Origin of the sequence: Lachnospira rogosae (ex Hitch et al. 2025), from assembly GCF_040096455.1 — a bacterium.
Classification (GTDB): Bacteria; Bacillota; Clostridia; order Lachnospirales; family Lachnospiraceae; genus Lachnospira; species Lachnospira rogosae.
The window spans coordinates 101,027-123,950 of record NZ_JBBMER010000002.1 but is presented as its reverse complement, the minus strand read 5'-3'; the positions used below and the strand labels follow the sequence as shown (position 1 = coordinate 123,950).

Below are 22,924 nucleotides of genomic sequence, written 5' to 3'. Positions count from 1 at the left end.
AAATATATAAGTATATATAAAGGTAAGGCAATGAAGATGGAAGAACTTGTAAAGAACAGATTATCAGATAATAGTGATATAAGGGTAGGAATAGATGTAGGTTCAACAACAGTTAAGCTTGTAATAACAGATATTAATACCAATGATGTTGTGTATTCCAAATATGTAAGACATAACGCAAGGCAGATTGACACAGCAAGAACTCTTCTTAGTGAGGTAAAGGAGCTCCTTAGTGGGAAAAACTTTAAGGCAGCAGTATGCGGTTCAGGTGGAAAGCCGGTGAGCAGGGCATTGGGAATACATTATATTCAGGAAGTTGTTGCTAATGCGGCGGCAGTACAAAGACTGTATCCGGATATACGAACAGCGATTGAACTTGGTGGACAGGATGCTAAGGTAATCTTCTTTTATTTTGATGATAATACAGGCAGGCTTATGACATCTGATATGCGTATGAATGGAAGCTGTGCAGGCGGAACGGGTGCATTTATAGACGAGATAGCAACACTGCTTGGCGTTAAGACAGAAGAATTTGAGAGCCTTGCGGCAAAAGGTACAACTGTATATGACATATCAGGAAGATGTGGTGTATTTGCAAAGACAGATATACAGCCATTATTAATACAGGGAGCTGACAGGGCTGATATTGCTTTGTCAACATTTCACGCCATAGCCAAGCAGACAATAGGTGGATTGTCACAGGGACTTGAGTTAAAAGCACCTATAATATTCGAGGGAGGACCTCTTACATTTAATTCTACACTTATAAGGGTATTTGCAGAAAGGCTTGGACTATCAGATAAGGATTATATAGTTCCACAACATGCAGAAACAATAGTTGCATATGGAACAGCAGTTGCGATAGATAATTTATTTGATGATGATACATATGTCACTATTGACGAGCTTATTAATAGAATTGATACTTTTGACAGGTCTTTAATAAAAGAGCATAAAGCAGTCAGCAAGCCATTCTTTGCAGATGAGGCAGATTATAAAGAGTTTACCCAAAGACACGATAAAGAGCTTTATAAGCTGAGTGAGCCACATATTAAGAATGGTGTACTGAATGTATATCTTGGAATTGACTCAGGCAGTACAACATCTAAATTCGTGCTTATAGATGAAGAAGAAAAAGTTATAGATACATTTTACGCTAATAACCACGGTGACCCTATAAAAGTGGTTAAAGAGGGTATAACAAAGATATATGATAAATATGCTGATAAAGGAATTAAGCTTGTGTGCAGGGGAATGGGAACAACAGGTTATGGAGAACATCTTCTTGCCAAGGCATTCAGGGCTGATTACCATACAGTAGAAACTGTCGCACACACGACAGGTTGTCAGAAGTTCTATCCTGATACAACATTTGTGCTGGATATTGGCGGTCAGGATATGAAAGCAATATGGCTTAATGACGGCGTAATAACTAATATTATGCTCAATGAGGCCTGTTCATCAGGCTGTGGGTCATTCCTTGAGAACTTTGCATCCAATCTAAACATAGATGTTAAGGATATTGCTAAAAGGGCATTCAGCTCAGTTAGTCCAGCACATTTAGGAAGCAGATGCACAGTATTTATGAACAGTACAATAATTAATGAACAGAGAGATGGCAAGAACCCTGATGATATTATGGCAGGTCTGTGCCGTTCGATTATTGAAAATGTGTTCACTAAGGTTGTGCGAGTTGCCAATACAAAAGAGCTTGGTGAAAAAGTAGTAGTTCAGGGGGGGACTTTTAGAAACAGGGCTGTTCTTCGTGCCATAGAAGAATATCTTGATATGAATGTTACTCTCGCACCATTCCCAGGTGAGATGGGAGCACTTGGTGCGGCACTTGCAGCCAAGAAACATATAAAAGAAGAAGGCTATGCGAATGGTGAAAGCTCATCATTTATAGGCTTTGAGGCTGTGAAGAAATTTGAATACACAACACAATCGGGAGTACGTTGTGAGCATTGCGGCAATCACTGCTTAAGAAATGTTCTTACATTCCCTGACGGCGGCAGATGGGTTACAGGCAATAGGTGTGAAAATGGACTTATACTTGATGAAACAGCGGCGGTACTTGAGGATACTAAAGAAAACAGCAAAGAGAACGCCGTGCTCGATGTGTTTGCAATGCGTGAGAAAATGCTATTTAAGGCGTATGTTTACAAAGAAGTTTCAAAGCACAAGGATATAACAATCGGAATACCAAGAGTGCTTGAATTCTTTGACAGTATGCCGTTCTGGACAACATTTTTTAAGGCATTGGGTTATAATGTCAAGCTTTCTCATAAAAGCAACAGGAAAATGTATGAGAAAGGGCTTAAATATGTAGCTTCAGATACAATATGTTTTCCGGCAAAGCTTGTCCACGGACATATAGAGGATCTTGCCAGCCAGAATGTTGATAGAATATTTATGCCATATGTTATGCATATGCCACCAGAAGGAACTGATAAGCTGAGTCCTTATGTGTGTTCTGTTGTTATGGGATATCCTATGGTTGTAAGAAACTCACAGAACCCAGAGAAACAGTACGGGGTTAAGTTTGATACACCTATATTCCACTGGTTCTCAAAGAAAGACAGAAGACACCAGATAATAGAATATGCTGTCAATGAACTTTCAGTATCAAAGAGTGAGGCAGAGGAAGCTTATAGACAGGCAGCAGATGCAAGAAATGGATTTAAGGGTGAACTTATAAGACTTAGCAATATGGCTATTGATAATGCTAAGAAGAATAATACATTTGCTGTTGTGCTTGCAGGAAGACCATATCATACAGACCCATTTGTAAGCAAGAATATATCGAAAATGCTTGCAAAGAAAGGAATTGCTGTTATTCCTGTTGATGGTCTTGACAAGCTTAATGAGCAGGTGCTTTCTAATACAAGGGCAGAGATAACCAATAATTTCCATACAAGAATGTTGTCAGCGGCGATGATAGCAGCTAAGACACCAGAGCTTGAATATGTGCAGATTGTAAGTTTTGGCTGTGGACATGATGCAATACTTTCAGATGAGATTATAAGAATAATGAATGAGAGCGGACATAAGCCGCCCCTTATTCTAAAAGTTGATGAAAGTGATGCGACAGGAGCACTTGGAATAAGAATACAGTCGTTTATAAAGTCTGTACAGATAAGACGTGGGATTAAAGATGAAGAATTCATAAAGAAGCATATGTATGAGGAGCTTAAAGAGCCAAGTCCTGCCAAGTTCTATAGGAAAGATAAGAAGATAAGAACTATTCTTGTGCCTAATATATCAGTTGAGGTTTCTAAAATTCTTGAGGGTATATTGGAAAAAGAGAATTTCAAAGTTAAGAGAATACCAATAGGTTCAACAGAGCAGATTAAGCTTGGAAAGAAATATGTACATAATGATATATGTTTCCCAGCCCAGATGGTTATAGGAGAGCTTATAGGTGAATTAAAACGCGGCGGTTATAATCAGGACGAGGTTGCCGTTGGAATGGTTAAATTCCAGTGTGACTGTCGTATGTCACATTACGCAGGACTTCTTAGAAAAGGACTTGATTCTGCAGGCTTTAGTAATGTGCCAATTCTTACAACTGATGTTAATGATACTAAAAGAAATCACCCAGGTGTATTCTTACTTGGAGTTAGTGCGGTATTAGAGGCTGTATGGTCATTTATGATGCTTGATATGCTTACTGATGTATGCAGAAAGACACGTCCTTATGAGATTAATAAAGGCGAAACAGACAGGGTATACCAGCAGTGTGTTGATAATCTTTCACAGGCTATTAAATCTGGAATTGGAAGTGCAAGAAAAGCATTTGAACAGGGAATGAAGGATATGGCGGCGATACCTTATGACAGAAGCCATTTAAAGCCTAAAGTATTCATAACAGGAGAACTGCTTGTTACATATCATTCAGGCTCTAACTTTAATATTGAAAGATATATGGAAGAAAATGGAATGGAAACTATATTCCCAAGAATAACAGACCAGCTAAGAAAAGATTTTCTTGCATCTATGGCTGAGATAAAGGATTATAATGCAAATATATTCCCATATCCATTTGCTGTTGACTGGCTGTTTGACCACGTCCAGAAGTCGTTGGAGAAGACGGCTGTTCTTCATCCTTTGTACAAAAAGGCATTAAGACCAAGGGATATGTATCAGGGAGTTAAAAATATAATTCCTGAAACCCTAAGCTGTGGTGAGGGCTGGCTTATGGCAGCAGAGATTGTACATTATGCTAAGGAAGGCGTAAAGTCATTTATTATATTACAGCCTTTTGGCTGTCTGCCTAATCATATATGCGGAAGAGGGGTAATAAAGAGAATAAAAGAAGACTACCCAAATGTTACAATTCTGCCTCTTGATCTTGACCCTGATACAAGCTATGCTAACGTTGAAAACAGAATGCAGATGATGATTATGAATAGCTGATGTTGAGATACACAAACGATGATTTGTCAATGTTATTCAAAAAGAAATATAAAAAATAAATAAAATTTGTTAATAAATACTAAAATGTGCCAGGCTTTTTTGGCACATTTTTTTTATTTTCAAAGTTGAAATTTTTATTAATTATACTATAATAAAGCTAACGGAACAGTACTGTGATAAGTTAAATATTTTATTCTAAAGTAAAGGAGGACAAGGTTATGATTAGTTTTTTCATTTGCTTGTTTCTTTTAATTGGCGGTTACTTTGTGTATGGTAAAGTTGTAGAGAATACATTTGCACCAGACGACAGAGAAACTCCAGCAGTTAAGATTAATGATGGCGTTGACTATGTAGTAATGCCACAATGGAAACTGTTTTTAGTACAGCTTTTGAATATTGCAGGTTTAGGACCAATATTCGGAGCTATGCAGGGTGCTTTATGGGGCCCGGTTGTATTCTTATGGATTACATTTGGTACTATCTTCGCTGGTGGTGTACACGATTATTTCTCAGGTATGTTATCAGAACGTAATGATGGTGCATCAATCTCAGAGGTATGTGGTATATACCTTGGCGGATTTATGAAGAATGTAATGAGAGTATTCAGTGTTGTACTTCTTGTTATGGTTGGTACAGTATTCGCAGTAGGTCCTGCTGGACTTATTGTAACTCTTTTCAAGAATGGTAACGTATCAGGAATTGTTACCAGTACAGAATTCTGGTTATGGATAATTCTTGCATACTATTTCATTGCAACATTTATTTCAATTGATAAGATTATCGGACGTATTTATCCATTATTTGGTATATGTCTTATCATTATGGCACTTGGTGTTGCACTTGGTATATTTACTCACTCACAGTACCAGATACCAGAGATATGGTCACACTTCACTAATATGCATCCTAAGGCAACTCCAATATGGAGTGTAATGTTCATAACAGTTGCCTGTGGTGCTATATCAGGTTTCCACGCAACACAGTCACCTCTTATGGCTCGTTGTATGAAGTCAGAGAAGCAGGGACATTTCGTATTCTATGGTGCAATGGTTGCCGAAGGTATTATCGCTTTAATATGGGCAGCAGCAGGCTGTTCAATCTATGAAGTAACAGATGGTTTAAGCACAGGCTTAAGTGCAATACTTGCCAATGGACAGTCAGCAGCTATATATGATGTATGCTCAAAGACAATGGGTGGTGTTGGTGTTGCACTTGCTATGATAGGTGTTATTGTATGCCCTATCACATCTGGTGATACAGCTTTCAGAAGTGCAAGACTTGTACTTGCAGACTGGTTCAAGATTGATCAGGGTAAGTACGCTAAGAGACTTATGCTTTGTGTTCCATTACTTGCAGTTGGTGCATTTGTTGGACACCTTGATTACACAATTATATGGAGATACTTCAGCTGGACTAACCAGACACTTGCTATGATAGTTCTCTGGACAGCTAGTATGTTCTTATTCAAGGAAAAGAAGAATTACTGGATTACAGCAGTTCCTGCAACATTTATGAGTGCTGTTTCAATGACATATTTCTTCTATGCAAAAGAGTGTCTTAACCTTGGTACAAAGGTAGCTTACCCAGCCGGTATTATAATTGCCGCAATATTCTTTGGAATATTTATGTATGCAACAAGAAAGCATACAAAGGAAGCTGCTTAATACATAACAGTAGTAATAGAATATAATGATAAGCAGCCATATGAAGCAGGTTAGCTTATTAGAATAAAAGGAGGGAAGTCCTCAGGATATATTCCCTCCTTTTATATATTATGATATGAGTGCAGAAGATGAAGTGAATTATTATTAAATATGAATTGTATTATAATGTATTTGTATCATAATTATAATGATATTGTTGAAAAGGAGTTGATTGCTATGTTTTTTAAGCCGCATTGTTTATCCAGAACAACACTTAGCAAGGAAGAGCTTGTAAAAGACAGAAAGAATTGCAGAAAGTTTGGTCCCTGTGGTGTTGGCGAAAAGGCTATATATCTTAATAGCTTTTATTTTGACAGGAGATATTATATTCCGCTGTCCAATGTTAAAAGAATATTTAAGAGAGTTGCTATGAGTAAAGGAGGATTTACTGGCAAAGGATTATTTGCAACAATTCCTTATCTTGTTGTTGAGTATGATAACGGAGAAGAGAAGCAGTGTAATTTCAAGTTTGAAGAAAATGTAGATTCTCTTCTTGCATATATTAAACAGACACACCCGTATATAAGACTTCACAGTGAAGAAGCTGAGAAACGTCTTAAACAAAAAGAAAGACTTAAAGAACAGAAGAAAGCAGTAGCAATCAGTAAAGAAGCTAAGGCAAATGTAGCAGTGCTTAATAACTGTATGGAATATCTTAACCGTAATGAGGAGTTAAGCATACAGTTAAGTGCAGGAGCTAAGAGAAAGAGAGTATATGACAGAAGCAATCCTGCTTACAAATGGGTTGCACTCAGTATAACACTTCTTGGGGCAGCAGCTCTTATATATGGAATATTTGCTCTTATAACACACGCCGGTTTTGCTGTATATTTCTTATTATTTGGACTTGCGGCAATATTCCTTTTTTCAAGTGCCAATGTACTTCCAACAGCGAAGAATAATAAGAAATACATAGAGAGCCACCTTATGAGTGCGGTTGAGGATATGGAAGAATATATACACAATTATCCAGACTTCCCAATTCCAGCGTGGTATGCTCATCCAGTTGTTCTTAAGAGAATGATTGATATTATAGAGGAAGGCAGAGCGGTGAAAGCAGATGAAGCACTTGAAGTATTAAAGAGCGATTTAAAGGCACTTAATTCAAGCGTTGCAGTTGAACAGGAAGAATATGATGAGATAATGGCTATAAAGCCAATGTTCTTAGTAAGGGAGTATCAGTAACTGACCTTATAAATTAATATTAAATTGACACTTTTAATAATGCCTATAAAAGATTATTCTTTCATAATAACAATTAATACATACAAGATATGTATGTTTTAGCTGTTAATTATTACTAATGACTCGTATGCAGATTAATATATATTGCATACCAGATTGGAGGACTTTATGAAAGAAAAATCAAAAAGTATTATTCAGGCTGTTATCGGTGCAGTTATTATGATTATCGGTATTGTGCTTTGTGTTAATACATATGTTGTAAAGGGTAATAAAGCATATGCATTTTCATTACTCGTCACAATAATTGGTGCAGTAGTATTAATCTCGGGCTTATATAATACATTCTGCAAGTCAGAGAAAAAGCCGGTTGATGCCAAAGTTATAGCACAGGCAGCACTTTGTGCAGCATTATGTTATGTTGGTGCAACATTTATTAAGATTGATATTCCGGTAGGAACAGAGAGAACTATGTTTCATTTTGGTAATGTATTCTGCGTTCTTGCAGCATTACTTATAGGCGGTACATGGGGCGGTCTTGCAGGAGCTGTGGGTATGACAATAAGTGATCTTACAACAGCCTATGTTACAAGTGCACCTAAGACATTTATATTAAAATTATGCATTGGTCTTATTGTAGGATTTGTAGCACATAAGTTATTCAAGATATCAAAGGAGCATTCTGCTAAGTATATTACTGTAGCAACAATAGTTTCAAGCATATGCGGTATGGCTTTCAATATTGTGGCAGACCCGGTGGTTGGTTATTTCTACAAGACATATCTTCTTGGAGTACCTCAGGATTTAGCTAAGGCACTTGCAAAGATTGGTGCGATAACAACAACAGTTAATGCTATTATAGCAGTAATTGTAGCTTCAATACTTTATATTGCCTTAAGACCAGTTATGAAGAAGACAGATATGTTAAGAGATTTATAAAATGTTGACAACAGATAATAATTCTGTTATTCTTTCGTATGAATAATAAAAGACAGTTCGTTTGTACCATCCTGTCTTAAAATAAAACCAGGGCTTCAAAACTTAAAATCTGTATAATATGCAATGTATGATAATATGCGTTGTGATCAGATAGAACCATTAAAATGGCGTGTCAGTTGTGAGGTAACTGGCACGCCATTTTGTTTAATAGGAAATTTTGATAGAAAATCTAAGGAGCAGATATGTACACATTAAAAACAGAACACAGCTTCGATGCCGCACATTTCTTATACGGCTATGAGGGCAAATGCAGTAACATACACGGACACCGCTGGAGAGTTGTAGCAGAGGTATCAAGTGATGAACTTGAAACAACAGGACAGAACAGAGGAATGTATGTTGACTTTGGAGATTTAAAGAAAGATTTAAAGGAAATCGTAGATTACTTAGACCATTGCCTTATTATAGAAACCGGCAGTTTAAAGGAAACAACACTGAAGGCTTTACAGGATGAGAATTTCAGGATAATACAGTTTGCTTTCAGACCAACAGCAGAGAATATGGCGAAATATTTTTATGATAAAATGATCGGCAGAGGATACAGGGTGAAACAGATAACTGTTTATGAGACACCAAATAATGCTGCCTCTTATACACAGGATTAGACGTATATACATAAATGCAAGGTACGCAGAAATAGGATTAGATTTATATACATAAATATAATGTATATAGAAATAGGATTAGATGTATATACATAAATATAATATACACAGAAATGAGGAATATATGAGCAAACAGATATTTAATGTTGTAGAACATTTTGCCAGTATTAACGGAGAAGGTGTAAGAGCAGGAGAACTTGCTGTATTTGTGAGGTTCAGAGGCTGCAATCTTGACTGCAGTTACTGTGATACCAGATGGGCAAATGATGTTAATGCTAAGGCAGCTAAGATGAGTGTGTCTGATATTGTTAAGGCAGTGGAAGATGTTAAGATTGACAATGTTACACTTACAGGTGGAGAACCGCTTATTCAGGCAGGGATAGACAAGCTTATAGCACAGCTTCTGATTAGTGGCAGAAATGTTGAGATAGAAACCAATGGAAGCATTGATATTAATAAGGTAAGAGAAAATGTTAAGGATAACCTTACTACAGCTATGAATGGTCAGGTCATAAACGATATTTATGATAAGGTTAACGATGAAATGGAAAGATTATCAATGACAGCAGATTACAAGCTTGCTGGAAGCAATATGGAACAATATATGAAGCTTGATAATTTTAACAACCTTCAAAGTCAGGACACTGTTAAATTTGTTGTAAGCAGTGAAGAAGATTTAAAGAGAGCATTAGAAATAATAAGACAATATAATCTTACAGAAAAATGCTATGTATATTTTAGTCCTGTATTTGGAAAGATTGAACCTGTAACAATCGTGGATTTTATGAAGGATAATTTGATTAATGGGGCAAGAGTACAGCTCCAGCTCCACAAATTCATCTGGTCGCCAGATAAGAAAGGAGTATAAATTGAAACAAATAGATTCAGAAGCTATAAGATTTCATATAAGAGGAATTCTTGAGGCATTAGGAGATGATCCGGACAGAGAAGGACTGAAAGAAACACCTGACAGAGTTGCAAGAATGTATGAAGAAGTCTTTGAAGGAATGAAGTATTCTAATGATGAAATAGCGGATATGTTTGATAAGACATTTGCAGAAGATGTGGATGACGAGGGCACATCAAGATACGGTGATATGGTAGTTGTAAAAGATATAGATATATTCAGCTATTGCGAACATCATATTGCACTTATGTACGATATGAAAGTGACAGTAGCATATGTTCCTAAAGGCAGGGTTATAGGTCTTAGCAAGATAGCTAGAATAGCTGATATGGTAGGAAAGAGATTGCAGTTACAGGAACGTATAGGTTCAGACATAGCAGATGTAATATGCAAAGTAACAGGTTCAGAAGATGTTGCTGTATTCATAGAGGGCTGTCACAGCTGTATGACAGCAAGAGGAATAAAAAAGACCAACACAAAAACATATACACAGACATTAAGAGGGAGGTTTTATAATGAAAGCAATGGTTTTATGCAGTGGTGGCGTTGATAGTACAACGTGCCTTGGAATAGCAGTCGATAAGTATGGTGCAGAAAATGTTGTGGCACTGTCAATATATTATGGACAAAGGCACACAAAGGAAATTGAGTCAGCTGATAAGGTAACTGAATATTATGGTGTTGAGCATATATCATTGGATCTTGAAAAGATATTCCAGTACAGTGATTGTTCATTGCTTGCACATTCTGATAAAGAGATACCAGAGGAGTCGTATGCAGAACAGATTAAAAAGACTAACGGAAGTCCTGTGTCAACTTATGTTCCGTTTCGCAATGGCTTGTTCCTTTCGAGTGCGGCAAGCATAGCACTTTCTAAAGGGTGTGAGGTTATATATTATGGGGCACACAGCGATGACGCGGCAGGAAGCGCATATCCTGATTGTAGTGATGAATTTAACAAGGCAATGAATGAAGCGATATATCTTGGAAGTGGTAAGCAGTTAAAGATAGAAGCTCCATTTATTAATAAGACAAAAGCACAAGTTGTAAAAATCGGACTAGATTTAAAAGTTCCTTATGAATATACATGGAGCTGTTATGAAGGAGCAGATAAGCCTTGCGGCGTGTGTGGAACGTGTATAGACAGAGCTAAGGCATTTGAGGCTAATGGAGTAAAAGACCCTGCGTTATAAAAAACGCAGGGTTTATATATTTTTTATAAAATAATTAGCACTCACCTGTTGACAGTGCTAACAACAAGTGATATAACCTGTAATAGGAAATGAGAAAAGAGCATTTTAGAAGAAAAGTAATGAAAAATTGTTCAAAGAATTACAATTGGTCTTTAAAGTGTTATCTGATAATCTTTATTTCCAAGGGAACAATAATTGGGGTTAAGAAAGAGGTGAATTGTATGAATATTCAGAAGTTTACACAGAAATCAATCGAAGCGATTAATAACTGCGAGAAGATAGCTTATGATTATGGTAATCAGGAGATTGACCAGGAACATTTTCTTTATAGTCTTATGACTATTGAAGATAGTCTTATAGCTAACCTTATAGAGAAGATGAATATTGATAAAGATATTTTCTTAAAGAATATTGAACAACTTCTTAATCAGAAGAATAAGGTATCAGGTGATGTTAAGTTATATATAAGCAATGACCTTAATAAGGTACTTGTCAATGCAGAAGATGAAGCCAAGAGAATGGGCGACTCTTATGTGTCAGTTGAGCATTTGATGCTTGCACTTATAGCAGCACCTAACAGAGCAATAAAGCAGCTCTTTAAGACATATGGAATTAACAGGGAGAGCTTTCTTTCAGTACTTGCTACTGTAAGAGGCAACCAGACAGTTACATCAGACAATCCAGAGGCAACTTACGATACACTCAATAAGTACGCTACGGATCTGGTACAAAGAGCAGCCGACGGCAAGCTTGATCCAGTAATCGGACGAGATCAGGAAATAAGGAATGTAATAAGAATTCTTTCAAGAAAGACTAAGAACAATCCGGTTCTTATCGGTGAACCAGGTGTAGGTAAGACAGCAGTTGTTGAAGGACTTGCACAAAGAATTGTAAAAGGTGATGTGCCAGAGAGCCTTAAAGACAAGAAGTTATTTGCTCTTGATATGGGTGCACTTGTGGCTGGTGCTAAATACAGAGGTGAATTTGAGGAAAGATTAAAAGCTGTGCTTGATGAGGTTAAAAAGTCAGAAGGCCAGATTATATTATTTATCGATGAAATTCACACAATTGTAGGTGCTGGTAAGACAGAGGGTTCTATGGATGCTGGTAATATGCTTAAACCAATGCTCGCAAGAGGTGAGCTGCATTGTATAGGTGCGACAACACTTGATGAACACAGACAGTATATTGAAAAAGACCCAGCACTTGAACGTCGTTTCCAGCCTGTAATGGTTGATGAGCCAACAGTTGAAGATACAATATCTATATTAAGGGGGCTTAAGGACAGATACGAAGTATTCCACGGTGTTAAGATTAATGATGGTGCTTTGGTAAGTGCGGCTGTGTTATCAGACAGATATATAACAGACAGATTTCTTCCAGATAAGGCAATTGATCTTGTAGATGAAGCGTGTGCAATGATTAAGACAGAACTTGATTCAATGCCGGCAGAACTTGATGAAATGCAGCGTAAGATTATGCAGCTTGAAATTGAGGAGGCAGCCTTAAAGAAGGAAACTGATAATCTTAGTAAGGAAAGACTTGAAGCTTTAAGAAAAGAGTTATCAGAACTTAAGGAAGAATTTGGCATACAGAAGGCTAAATGGGATTCTGACAAGACAAAGGTTGATAATATCAGCAAGTTAAAAGAAGAACTTGAAAATGTTAATAACCAGATTGCACAGGCAAAGAGAGAATACAATCTTGAGAAAGCAGCAGAGCTTCAGTATGGCAGGCTGCCACAGATAGAAAAGCAGATTGAAGAAGCAGAAGCCAAGGCCAAGAAAGATGGAAGCGATGATTCTTTAGTACACGAGAATGTAACAGAAGAAGAAATAGCTAAGATTATATCAAGATGGACAGGTATTCCAGTGGCCAAGTTAAGTGAGTCAGAAAGGCAGAAGACACTTAATCTTGATGAAACTCTTCATAAGAGAGTTGTTGGACAGGACGAGGCTGTAACCAAGGTTACAGAAGCTATTATCAGGTCTAAAGCTGGTATTAAAGATCCAAGCAAGCCAATTGGCTCATTCTTATTCTTAGGACCAACTGGTGTAGGTAAGACAGAGCTTGCAAAGACACTTGCAGAGAGTCTGTTTGATGATGAGAATAATATAATAAGGCTTGATATGTCGGAGTATATGGAGAAATATTCAGTATCCAGACTTATCGGAGCTCCTCCAGGATATGTAGGATATGATGAAGGTGGACAGCTTACAGAGGCAGTCCGCAGGAAACCATATTCAGTAGTATTGTTTGATGAGGTTGAAAAAGCCCACCCTGATGTATTTAATGTGCTTCTTCAGGTTCTCGATGATGGACGTATAACAGATTCACAAGGTAGGACAGTAGATTTTAAGAATACGATCATAATTCTTACAAGTAATATCGGTTCAACCTACCTTCTTGATGGAATTGATGAGAATGGTAATATTAAAGAGGGGGTTGAGGAACTTGTTATGGGAGATCTGCGTAACAGCTTCAGACCAGAATTCCTGAACCGTCTTGATGAGATTATTATGTTCAAACCTCTTAATAAGGATAATATAGGAAGTATTATTAACCTTCTTATTAATGATGTCAACAGAAGACTCGAAGATAAGGAACTTAAGGTTGTATTATCTGATACAGCTAAAGATTATATCGTTGACCATGGTTTTGACCCAATGTATGGTGCAAGACCTCTTAAGAGATATGTCCAGAAGAGCGTTGAGACACTTGCCGCTAAGCTTATACTTGCCGGCGATGTATCGACAGGGGACAAGATTCTTATAGATTGTGAAAATGGTACTTTAGTTGCTAAAGATATGAAATCATAATTTACTTCATTAGGTAACTTAAAGCGGTATATTTAATATATATACTTAAAGAAAGCTATATGTAAGGTTGTAATAAATGTTTTGAATAAATCGGACATTTGTTATAGCCTTCATATAGCTTTTTTAATAATTATACAAATTGGTTAGTCTTAGGATTGTATACATAATTGATAGCGGTGAGTTTGTCTGTGATACTGCTCTCGTCAACCATATAAGTCTTACATAATTCTGTGAGTGAGCTGTAATTATCCCTTAACTGCATGTTAACAAAGCTAAGAAGCATAACCGGGTCTTTAGGTAAATTATTCATAAAATCCTCATTTCTATACATTTTATATGTCTATATTGGTAACAAGAATTATAATACGACGCTCTAAAGGCATATGCAAATTGTAATTGAAATGTATGTTAATAAATACACAATTAGTTTACAAGTAATAAAAAACGTGCTATTATTCATATAAATAGAGTGCAAAATTACTAATATAATATTAGCGGATTTAATACAATATTTATATCAGGATTGTATGGTTTATATGCTGTATGGTCTTAGGTTGTATAAAGAGGTGGATTTCTATAGGGTGCAGTGGTTTTATAGGAATTTACGGATGGGGGACATATGTTAATATCAGAGGATATTTATAATAACAAATCATCAATGATGTATTGTATGGCATCATTTAATTCTTCATATCTTGTGCTTTTTGCAGATGACTATTTTTATAATTATGCAGGAAAGCTTGTTAATATTATTATCACAGAGATGATACATCCTGATTATGTGGGTGAATTTAAAAATGTATGTGAGAGTCTGAAAGAATCAGGTCAGTCCCAGAGAATTATAACGTGTATAAAAGGTGGTGACGGACAGTATTTTCTTGTTCATATGAGCCTTGCCAATCATGGGAATATCATTAATGAAGAGGCGGTTATAGATATGAATGTAGTTAACATTTTTATGATGGAGAAGAAATATACAAGGCTTCATAATGATGTGAACAAATACAGGACATATTTGTCAATGTATAATGATTATATGTTTGATTATGATACCGTAACAGATATGTTTTCCCTATATATATACAGAAGCTTCAAGGCAACGATAATATGCAAGATGACACTGGATAAATTCGAAAAGGTGTATATGGAATATCTAAATAATGCAAGACAAAAGCAGGATTTTACAGATTTTGTTAATAAAGTCCGTAATGCTAATGAGGGGTTTAATGGTGAGATTACAGGACCGCTTATTACAGATATGTCCAAGCTTGTTGTATATAACATTGATTGTAAGCTTACATATAAGAATAACAGAGACAGGGTTGTAATTGGGATTATCAAGTCAATTGATAAGCAGAATGAGGTCAGTTATTATGCCACACAGGAGGGGAAGGATTTCTTTACAGGGCTTCTTAATAAAAGAGCCTGCAAGGAATATGTGCAGGACTCAATTGCAACTAATAAAGATATACATTATATGGCTATGATAGATATAGATAATTTTAAAAATGTCAACGATACATATGGGCATCTGTATGGGGATAAAGTTATATTAAAAGTTGCCGCTATTATTAACAGCGCACTTAATGGAAGAGGTATTGTTGGAAGATTTGGAGGAGATGAGTTCTTTATATTTACGAATTGGATAACTAAGGAAAGCCAGCTGCGTTCTATACTTACATTTATCAAGCAGAAAGTAAGGGCGGAGTTAGGGCAGGGAGAGAACAGCTGTGATGTTACTCTTTCTATGGGTGTGTGTAAATATCCAGACAATGGAAGTGATTATGACTCATTATTTAATAAGGCTGATAAATGCCTTTATATTGCCAAGAATAAAGGAAAGAACAGATATATTATATATGATGCACAGAAACACGGCGATTTTCTTGATGATATGGGAAGAAAAGGATTTTCTATGGCACCTATTAAAAAAGGTGAAACACTGGCACAGGAAGTTGCTGATATGTCTATTGATCTTATAAAGAATGGAAGCAGTGTACTTGATAATGTATTACAGAGAGCCTGTAAAGCATTTGAGATTGATGGCATAAGGATATATAATGGAACAACTGGCAGGCTTATTGAATATTATGGTAATTATGTGAAGCTTCCAGACATTAATGATATAGTTAATACTAAAGAATTCTTAGGAATGTTTGATAAGAACCACTATATGACAATTGTGTACACATCGAATATAGAGTCATTTAACAAGAAGCTGTATGATGAAACAATTCAAAGTAATATCGGTGGAATGATATATAGTTACTTTACCAATCAGGCAGGAGATAATATAATTGCATCGTATGATACATTCAATAAAGGTTTTCGATGGAATGAATCAGACAAGAACTATATAATGACACTTACTAAGGTTATTGCAAGTGTGTTGTAATGTAAGAATGGAGGATTAATATGTCAGTACAGGATTATATGAGTGCTCTTAAGCTTGGAAAAAGAGAATATAATGCGTGTGTCAATAAGGGTAAATATCCATATCTTCCAGTTATGGAAAGTATGATGGATGAAGAACAGATAGATTCAGAAGTAAGTCTTGGAATAGACCAGATACCTTTAAGGCTTGTTGTTGGTACATGTACAGCAGGCAGAACTAATGCATTTGCAGATAACTGGATGCCTATTCTTGAATGGGGAAGTGAGTTCTCAGCTAAATGGGCATCACTTAGTGACAGTCAGGTTAATGAGGGAATAAGAGACCCTATTAAAGTATATGAATATATGAATAAATTCTACGTTCTTGAGGGTAACAAGAGAGTTAGTGTTCTTAAATATTTTAATGCGGTGACGGTAAATGCACAGGTTATCCGTAAAGTGCCTAGGAAGTCTGACAATCCTGATGTTAAGATATATTATGAATTTATGGATTTTTATAAATCTACCAAGATTAATGATATATATTTTAGCAAAGAGGGCAGCTTCATAACATTTATGGAGCTTGTTGGAATTACTCCGGGACAGCCAATGGATGAAGATGACAAGAGGGATTTGGTATCAAGTTATCTTAACTTTAGAACAGCTTATGAATCAAGAGGCGGTGACAGATTTGATTATCCGGTTGGAGATGCTTTTTTAAGATTTATTCATATTCACGGATATGATACAGTACGCCATATGACACCGGAGCAGATGGATAAAAATGTAGCTAAGACCTGGGCTGAATTTGAATTATTATCAGATAACAGCGAAGTAGATTTAAGAATGGATCCGGTTACAACACAGCCAGCCAAGAAGAATATATTAAGTTATCTTCTCCCAAGGTCAGGAGGAGAGGCTAATAAAAGGCTTAAGGTTGGATTTATATACGAGAATACACCACAGACATCTGAGTGGTGTTATGCCCACGAATTGGGAAGACAGTATATTGATGAAACCTTTGGAAGCCAGATAGAAACAGTCAGTATTACTAATGTAAGACCAAAGGAAGATGATTATAATGCCATCCAGAGGCTTATTGATGATAATACGGATCTTATATTTGTAACATCGCCATCTATGATGTATGCAAGTCTTAAACAGGCAATAGCACATCCAAAGGCTAAGATACTTAACTGTTCGCTTAATATATCGCATAAGTATATAAGAACTTATTATGCAAGAATGTATGAGGCTAAGTATCTGACGGGGGTTATAGCTGGGGTTATGGCAAAGAGTGACAAGATTGGTTATGTTGCAAGCTGTCCGTTGTATGGTGTTATGGCTAATGTTAATGCTTTTGCTATGGGGGCAAGGGCGGTAAATCCTGATGTTAAGGTATATGTTGAATGGAGTGGCATTAAAGACAATGACATAGAAGCAAGATTTGCAGAACAGGGTATTAACTGTATTTCAGATCAGGATATGATAACACCTAAGAAGACATCAAGAAAGTTCGGTCTTTATGTAACGGACTCAGGTATGGTAAAGCATCTGGCAATGCCTGTATGGCACTGGGGTGTGTTCTACGAGAAGCTTATACAGAGCATATTAAGTGGTTCGTGGAAGAAGGAAGAAGAAGGAGATAAGGTATCAGCACTTAATTACTGGTGGGGTATGTCTGCTGGTGCAATTGACATAATATATGGCGGTGCAGTTCCTGATGAAACGAAAAAGGTTACATCGCTTATAAGGGAAGCAATAGTAAAAGGTGAGTTCAAGCCATTTACGGGTGAATTAAAGGATCAGGATGGAAAGGTGCACAATAAGCCAGACGAAGAACTTGATCCTGATGAGATTATTGAAATGGATTGGCTTCTTGATAATGTTGTTGGCAGAGTACCAGAATATGAAGAACTTGATGATAATTCAAAAATGCTTGTTATCAATCAGGGAATTATAGATGTGAACGATTAGTGAGGAAAGTTAAAAGGTTATGAAGATACTAGTATTAGCTGATGTTGAGTCAAAGTACCTGTGGGATTATTTTGAAAAAGAGAAGCTTGAAGGAATAGACCTTATATTGTCTTGTGGAGATTTAAAAGCAGATTATCTGTCATTTCTTGCTTCATTTTCTAAAGTGCCTATATTATATGTGCGAGGCAATCACGATGATGGCTATGCAGATAAAGAGCCAGAAGGCTGTATATGTATAGAAGATAAGATATATGTATACAATGGAATAAGAATTATGGGACTTGGCGGTTCAATCAGATACAAGAAGGGTATTAACCAGTATACACAGAATCAGATGAAGAAAAGGGCTGCTATGATGTGGCCTAAGATAAAGGTAAAGAAAGGCATTGATATACTGCTTACACATTCTCCGGCGGCAGGGCTTGGTGATGGTGAGGATAATCCACATAAGGGGTTTGAAGCATTTGTTGATATACTTGACAAATACAGTCCCAAATATTTCATACACGGGCATGTACATTTGAATTATTCAAGGGAATTCCAAAGAGAGGAGCAGTATAATAACACAACTATAATTAACGGATATGACAGGTATATATTTGAATATTGATTTTTATACAATTTATCATTAAAAAGCCCTTGCAATATAATTACAGTTATGATAGTATTGTCAAAGCAATGAAAAACAAATGTACGTCACAGAAAGACAAAACGCGCAAATTGTTTTCAGGCAATTAGAATAACAATAATTGGAGGACTATAATGAGCGAGAAGTTAAGAGTTGGTATCCTTGGTGGTACAGGCATGGTAGGTCAGAGATTTATAACATTACTTGAAAATCATCCTTGGTTTGATGTAGTGTTAGTTGCAGCAAGTGGACGTTCAGCAGGAAAGCTTTACGAAGATGCTGTTGAGGGACGCTGGAAGATGCAGACAGCAATGCCAGAATTCGTTAAGAAGATGCCTGTATATGATATGGATAAAGACTTTGATGAGATAGTATCTAAGGTTGATTTCGTATTCTGTGCAGTTAATATGCCAAAAGCAGAGATTAAGGCATTAGAAGAAAGATATGCAAAGGCAGAAGTTCCGGTTGTATCTAACAATAGTGCTAATCGTTGGACACCAGATGTTCCTATGATTCTTCCAGAGGTTAACCCAGAACATACTAAGGTTATAGAGGCACAGAAGAAGAGACTTGGAACTACAAGAGGATTTATAGCTGTAAAGCCTAACTGCTCAATCCAGAGTTATGCACCAGCATTAGCAGCTCTTAAGGAATTCGAGCCAAAGCTTGTTGTAGCTACTACATATCAGGCTATTTCTGGAGCTGGTAAGACATTTGAACAGTGGCCAGAGATGGTTGAAAATATAATTCCATATATCGGTGGAGAAGAAGAAAAGTCAGAAAAAGAACCTCTTAGAATTCTTGGTACAGTTGAGAATGGTGAAATCGTTCCTGCTGCTGAGCCAGTTATTACTTGCCAGTGCTTAAGAGTTCCAGTTCTTGATGGACATACAGCGGCAGTATTTGTTAACTTTGGTAAGAAGCCTACTAAGGAACAGATTATCGAAAAATGGAGAAACTTCAAGGGAGCACCACAGGAGCTTGATCTTCCATCAGCACCAAAGCAGTTTATCCAGTATCTTGAAGAAGATGACCGTCCACAGGTTAAGCTTGATGTTAATTATGAGCATGGAATGGGAATTTCACTTGGCAGATTAAGAGAAGACAGTGTATTTGATTACAAGTTTGTAGGTCTTTCACATAATACATTAAGAGGAGCAGCAGGTGGAGCTGTATTATGTGCAGAACTTCTTAAGGCTCAGGGTTACATTACAGCTAAATAAGATATCAGAATAATTAGTATATAATAGCTATAATATTGACAGGCGGTTTAGTGTGAGCCATCAATTAATAGTTATTAAGATTAATAAATATATAAGGAAGATGAAAAGGCGTTGAGCCTGATTATCTTCCTTATTTATTTGGAAAATTATACGGAATTTGCAAAAACTTACAATATATCTTATAATATTACAAATATATGGAAGCGTGGAGATGTATGGAATATGAAGAATAATTATTTTTACGCAATGCTGTCAAGAATGAAATATATCAACAGATGGGGGCTTATGAGAAATACACGCAATGAGAACTTGTCCGAGCATAGTCTTGAAGTTGCGTTTATTGCACATGCACTTGGTGTTATTAATAATGAAGTGTTCGGCGGGGATATTAATGCAGAACGTCTTGCGGTACTTGGAATGTATCATGACGTGACAGAGATAATTACAGGGGATATGCCAACGCCTGTTAAGTATTACAGTCCATATATAAGAAATGCGTATAAAGAAGTCGAGCAGGTGGCTAATGAGCAGATGTTATCAGGACTTCCAGAAGTTCTAAGGGCAAGATATGAAGGGCTTCTTTTAGAAACAGAAAATGAAGCAGGATTATGGGAGTATGTTAAAGCAGCTGACAGAATTTCAGCTTATATAAAGTGTATAGAGGAAAAGAAAATGGGGAATTGCGATTTTCTTGAGGCAGAAAAGACAATATATAATTCTATTAGGGATATGAAGATAAAAGAAGCTGATTATTATATGAAAGAATATATACCAGCATTTTTTAAGACTTTAGATGAGTCGAAATAGCTATGGTTTATAAATGATAGCGTTAATATCAAAAATCTATCTGTCAGATAGTGAAAAATAGTATAAAGAATGGAGTGATGATATGGGAAAATCCGTATATATAGCGGAAAAACCGAGTGTTGCGCAGGAATTTGCCAAGGCACTGCATACGGATTTTAAAAGAAAAGATGGTTATCTTGAGGCGGATAATCATATAGTTACATGGTGTGTTGGACATCTTGTTACAATGAGTTATCCGGATGCCTATGATGAGAAATTGAAAAGGTGGAGTTTTGATACACTTCCATTTATTCCACAGACTTTTAAATATGAAGTTATTCCAGCTGTTCAGAAGCAGTTTGATATAGTAAAAGGCATTTTAAACAGAGCTGATGTAGATACAATATATGTATGTACCGATTCGGGACGTGAGGGAGAATATATATACAGGCTTGTAAGGCAGGAAGCCAAGGTAAAGGACAAGCAGGAAAGGCGGGTATGGATTGATTCCCAGACAGAAGAAGAGATTCTTAAAGGTATTAATACCGCTAAAGATATATCAGAATATGATAATCTAAGTGATGCTGCATACTTAAGAGCAAAAGAAGATTATCTTATGGGTATCAATTTTTCGAGGGTTCTTACATTAAAATATGGAAGAAATATTGCCAATTATCTTCATCTTGACAGGGCAGTTGTGTCTGTTGGGCGTGTTATGACCTGTGTTCTGGGAATGGTTGTAAGAAGGGAAAGAGAGATAAGAAGCTTTGTCAAGACACCATTCTACAGGGTTATAGGAACAGCGGATATTAATGAGCATACATTTGACGCCGAGTGGAGAGTGTGTGAGGCAAGCAGATATTATAATACACCATATCTATATAAGGATAATGGGTTTAAGGATAAGGATAAAGCAAGGGAGCTTGTGGATATTTTATCAGAACCACTCCCTGCAGAGGGCGTTGTAAAGGAAGCTTCAAGGAAAAAGGAAACAAAAAATCCTCCGTTATTGTATAATCTTGCAGAAATACAGAACGAATGTAGTAAATTATTCAAGATAAGTCCTGACCAGACACTTAATATAATTCAGGAGTTATATGAAAAAAAGCTTGTTACATATCCAAGAACAGATGCGAGAGTGCTATCAACTGCTGTCTGTAAGGAAATATACAAGAATATAGGAGGCCTAAGAAATTATGCACCAGCCAGAGAGTATGCACAGCAGATATTAGATAGTAATATGTACAAAGGAATAGAGAAGACGAGATATTGCAATGATAAAGCAATAACTGACCATTATGCCATTATTCCTACAGGACAGGGATTTGGAAGTTTATCATCATTATCATCAACTGCACAGAAGACATATGAGATAATTGTCAGAAGATTTCTGAGCATATTCTATCCAGCGGCTATATACCAGAAGGTGAGCATTACCTCAGTTGTAAAAGATGAACAGCTTTATGCTACATTTAAAGTGCTTGTAGACGAGGGCTACCTTAAGGTTGCGAAGAATTCATTCGGAAAGAATAAGATGGCAGATACAGATAAAAATCAGGATGAGCAGGAAAATGCAGATACATCACTGATAGAAAGTCTTAAAAGCTTAAAAAAAGGTTCGCCGATATCATTTAAGGAATTTAATATAAAGGAAGGTGAAACATCGCCACCTAAGCGTTACAATTCGGGTTCAATTATTCTTGCTATGGAAAATGCAGGGCAGTTAATAGAAGATGAAGAATTGAGGGCACAGATAAAGGGTAGTGGAATTGGTACGAGTGCAACAAGAGCAGAGATACTTAAAAAGCTTAACTCCAACCAATACATTTTTACTAATACCAAGACCCAGATAATAACACCTACCCTGCTTGGTGAAATAATATATGATGTTGTCGATAATTCTATTAAGCAGTTGTTAAATCCTGAACTTACAGCAAGCTGGGAAAAGGGGCTTACATATGTTGCTGAGGGAAGTATAACCGCCGACGAATATATGCAGAAGCTGTCAGGCTTTGTTGGAAGAAGAACATTAGCGGTTAAAGACCTGCGTAATCAGGCACAGCTTGTTACGTTATTTAATGAGACCGCAAAAAATTATAAATAAGGAGGAAAG

Annotated in this window: 16 protein-coding genes; 15 read left to right on the top strand and 1 reads right to left on the bottom strand. The window is 36.5% G+C overall.

What is annotated here, in order from left to right; translation table 11 throughout:
- Positions 1–30 precede the first annotated feature (30 nt).
- From WMO14_RS02965 to clpB, 9 genes are all read left to right on the top strand, one after another.
- Positions 31–4,416 carry an acyl-CoA dehydratase activase gene (locus WMO14_RS02965; RefSeq protein WP_349153238.1) on the top strand — a complete coding sequence of 1,462 codons (4,386 nt, stop codon included), beginning with the start codon at positions 31–33 and terminating at the stop codon, positions 4,414–4,416.
- Positions 4,417–4,634: 218 nt separating this feature from the next.
- Positions 4,635–6,080 (top strand): carbon starvation CstA family protein, encoded by a 1,446-nt coding sequence (locus tag WMO14_RS02960; RefSeq protein WP_349153237.1) that lies wholly within the window; start codon positions 4,635–4,637, stop codon positions 6,078–6,080.
- 216 nt (positions 6,081–6,296) lie between these two features.
- Entirely contained in the window at positions 6,297–7,304 is a 1,008-nt protein-coding gene (locus WMO14_RS02955) for a hypothetical protein (protein ID WP_022502122.1), read from the top strand.
- 168 nt (positions 7,305–7,472) lie between these two features.
- Positions 7,473–8,240, top strand: a complete 768-nt coding sequence (locus tag WMO14_RS02950; protein WP_022502121.1) for an ECF transporter S component — start codon at positions 7,473–7,475, stop codon at positions 8,238–8,240.
- A 242-nt stretch (positions 8,241–8,482) separates the two neighbouring features.
- A complete protein-coding gene (queD, locus tag WMO14_RS02945) occupies positions 8,483–8,905 on the top strand; it encodes a 6-carboxytetrahydropterin synthase QueD (protein ID WP_022502120.1) in 423 nt (140 codons plus the stop codon).
- 124 nt (positions 8,906–9,029) lie between these two features.
- Positions 9,030–9,773 (top strand): radical SAM protein, encoded by a 744-nt coding sequence (locus tag WMO14_RS02940; RefSeq protein WP_022502119.1) that lies wholly within the window; start codon positions 9,030–9,032, stop codon positions 9,771–9,773.
- Position 9,774: 1 nt separating this feature from the next.
- A complete protein-coding gene (gene folE, locus WMO14_RS02935; protein WP_022502118.1) occupies positions 9,775–10,362 on the top strand; it encodes a GTP cyclohydrolase I FolE in 588 nt (195 codons plus the stop codon).
- On the top strand, positions 10,328–11,005 hold the full coding sequence (gene queC / locus WMO14_RS02930; RefSeq protein WP_022502117.1) for a 7-cyano-7-deazaguanine synthase QueC: 678 nt from the start codon (positions 10,328–10,330) through the stop codon (positions 11,003–11,005). The genes folE and queC overlap by 35 nt, the downstream gene beginning before the upstream one ends.
- Before the next feature lie 221 nt (positions 11,006–11,226).
- On the top strand, positions 11,227–13,824 hold the full coding sequence (clpB, locus tag WMO14_RS02925) for an ATP-dependent chaperone ClpB (protein ID WP_022502116.1): 2,598 nt from the start codon (positions 11,227–11,229) through the stop codon (positions 13,822–13,824).
- 130 nt (positions 13,825–13,954) lie between these two features.
- Here the strand turns inward: clpB and WMO14_RS02920 are convergent, their stop codons facing one another.
- Complete coding sequence (locus WMO14_RS02920) at positions 13,955–14,134, bottom strand: DUF4250 domain-containing protein (RefSeq protein ID WP_022502115.1); 180 nt, start codon at positions 14,132–14,134, stop codon at positions 13,955–13,957.
- A gap of 309 nt (positions 14,135–14,443) precedes the next feature.
- On the opposite strand from WMO14_RS02920, the gene WMO14_RS02915 reads away from it, so the two are divergent.
- The 6 genes from WMO14_RS02915 (at position 14,444) to WMO14_RS02890 (ending at position 22,915) form a co-directional block, all read left to right on the top strand.
- The gene (locus tag WMO14_RS02915) at positions 14,444–16,219 is read left to right on the top strand and encodes a GGDEF domain-containing protein (protein ID WP_022502114.1); all 1,776 of its coding nucleotides are present in this window, start codon (positions 14,444–14,446) and stop codon (positions 16,217–16,219) included.
- Between the two features lie 20 nt (positions 16,220–16,239).
- Positions 16,240–18,174 (top strand): BMP family ABC transporter substrate-binding protein, encoded by a 1,935-nt coding sequence (locus tag WMO14_RS02910; RefSeq protein ID WP_022502113.1) that lies wholly within the window; start codon positions 16,240–16,242, stop codon positions 18,172–18,174.
- A gap of 19 nt (positions 18,175–18,193) precedes the next feature.
- Positions 18,194–18,784: a metallophosphoesterase family protein gene (locus tag WMO14_RS02905; protein WP_022502112.1), complete on the top strand. Its 591-nt coding sequence runs from the start codon at positions 18,194–18,196 to the stop codon at positions 18,782–18,784.
- A gap of 152 nt (positions 18,785–18,936) precedes the next feature.
- Positions 18,937–20,025 (top strand): aspartate-semialdehyde dehydrogenase, encoded by a 1,089-nt coding sequence (asd, locus tag WMO14_RS02900; protein ID WP_055174209.1) that lies wholly within the window; start codon positions 18,937–18,939, stop codon positions 20,023–20,025.
- A 222-nt stretch (positions 20,026–20,247) separates the two neighbouring features.
- Positions 20,248–20,832 (top strand): 5'-deoxynucleotidase, encoded by a 585-nt coding sequence (yfbR, locus tag WMO14_RS02895; protein ID WP_055306078.1) that lies wholly within the window; start codon positions 20,248–20,250, stop codon positions 20,830–20,832.
- 82 nt (positions 20,833–20,914) lie between these two features.
- On the top strand, positions 20,915–22,915 hold the full coding sequence (locus tag WMO14_RS02890) for a DNA topoisomerase (RefSeq protein ID WP_055174210.1): 2,001 nt from the start codon (positions 20,915–20,917) through the stop codon (positions 22,913–22,915).
- Positions 22,916–22,924 lie beyond the last annotated feature (9 nt).

Bases quoted from the DNA above. Each gene is read 5' to 3' on its own strand.
- WMO14_RS02965 (WP_349153238.1), top strand. From the start codon at position 31: ATGAAGATGGAAGAACTTGTAAAGAACAGATTATCAGATAATAGTGAT.
- WMO14_RS02915 (WP_022502114.1), top strand. From the start codon at position 14,444: ATGTTAATATCAGAGGATATTTATAATAACAAATCATCAATGATGTAT.
- WMO14_RS02920 (WP_022502115.1), bottom strand. From the start codon at position 14,134: ATGAATAATTTACCTAAAGACCCGGTTATGCTTCTTAGCTTTGTTAAC.
- WMO14_RS02905 (WP_022502112.1), top strand. From the start codon at position 18,194: ATGAAGATACTAGTATTAGCTGATGTTGAGTCAAAGTACCTGTGGGAT.
- WMO14_RS02950 (WP_022502121.1), top strand. From the start codon at position 7,473: ATGAAAGAAAAATCAAAAAGTATTATTCAGGCTGTTATCGGTGCAGTT.
- queC (WP_022502117.1), top strand. From the start codon at position 10,328: ATGAAAGCAATGGTTTTATGCAGTGGTGGCGTTGATAGTACAACGTGC.
- WMO14_RS02960 (WP_349153237.1), top strand. From the start codon at position 4,635: ATGATTAGTTTTTTCATTTGCTTGTTTCTTTTAATTGGCGGTTACTTT.
- yfbR (WP_055306078.1), top strand. From the start codon at position 20,248: ATGAAGAATAATTATTTTTACGCAATGCTGTCAAGAATGAAATATATC.
- queD (WP_022502120.1), top strand. From the start codon at position 8,483: ATGTACACATTAAAAACAGAACACAGCTTCGATGCCGCACATTTCTTA.
- WMO14_RS02940 (WP_022502119.1), top strand. From the start codon at position 9,030: ATGAGCAAACAGATATTTAATGTTGTAGAACATTTTGCCAGTATTAAC.
- WMO14_RS02910 (WP_022502113.1), top strand. From the start codon at position 16,240: ATGTCAGTACAGGATTATATGAGTGCTCTTAAGCTTGGAAAAAGAGAA.
- clpB (WP_022502116.1), top strand. From the start codon at position 11,227: ATGAATATTCAGAAGTTTACACAGAAATCAATCGAAGCGATTAATAAC.
- WMO14_RS02955 (WP_022502122.1), top strand. From the start codon at position 6,297: ATGTTTTTTAAGCCGCATTGTTTATCCAGAACAACACTTAGCAAGGAA.
- asd (WP_055174209.1), top strand. From the start codon at position 18,937: ATGAGCGAGAAGTTAAGAGTTGGTATCCTTGGTGGTACAGGCATGGTA.
- WMO14_RS02890 (WP_055174210.1), top strand. From the start codon at position 20,915: ATGGGAAAATCCGTATATATAGCGGAAAAACCGAGTGTTGCGCAGGAA.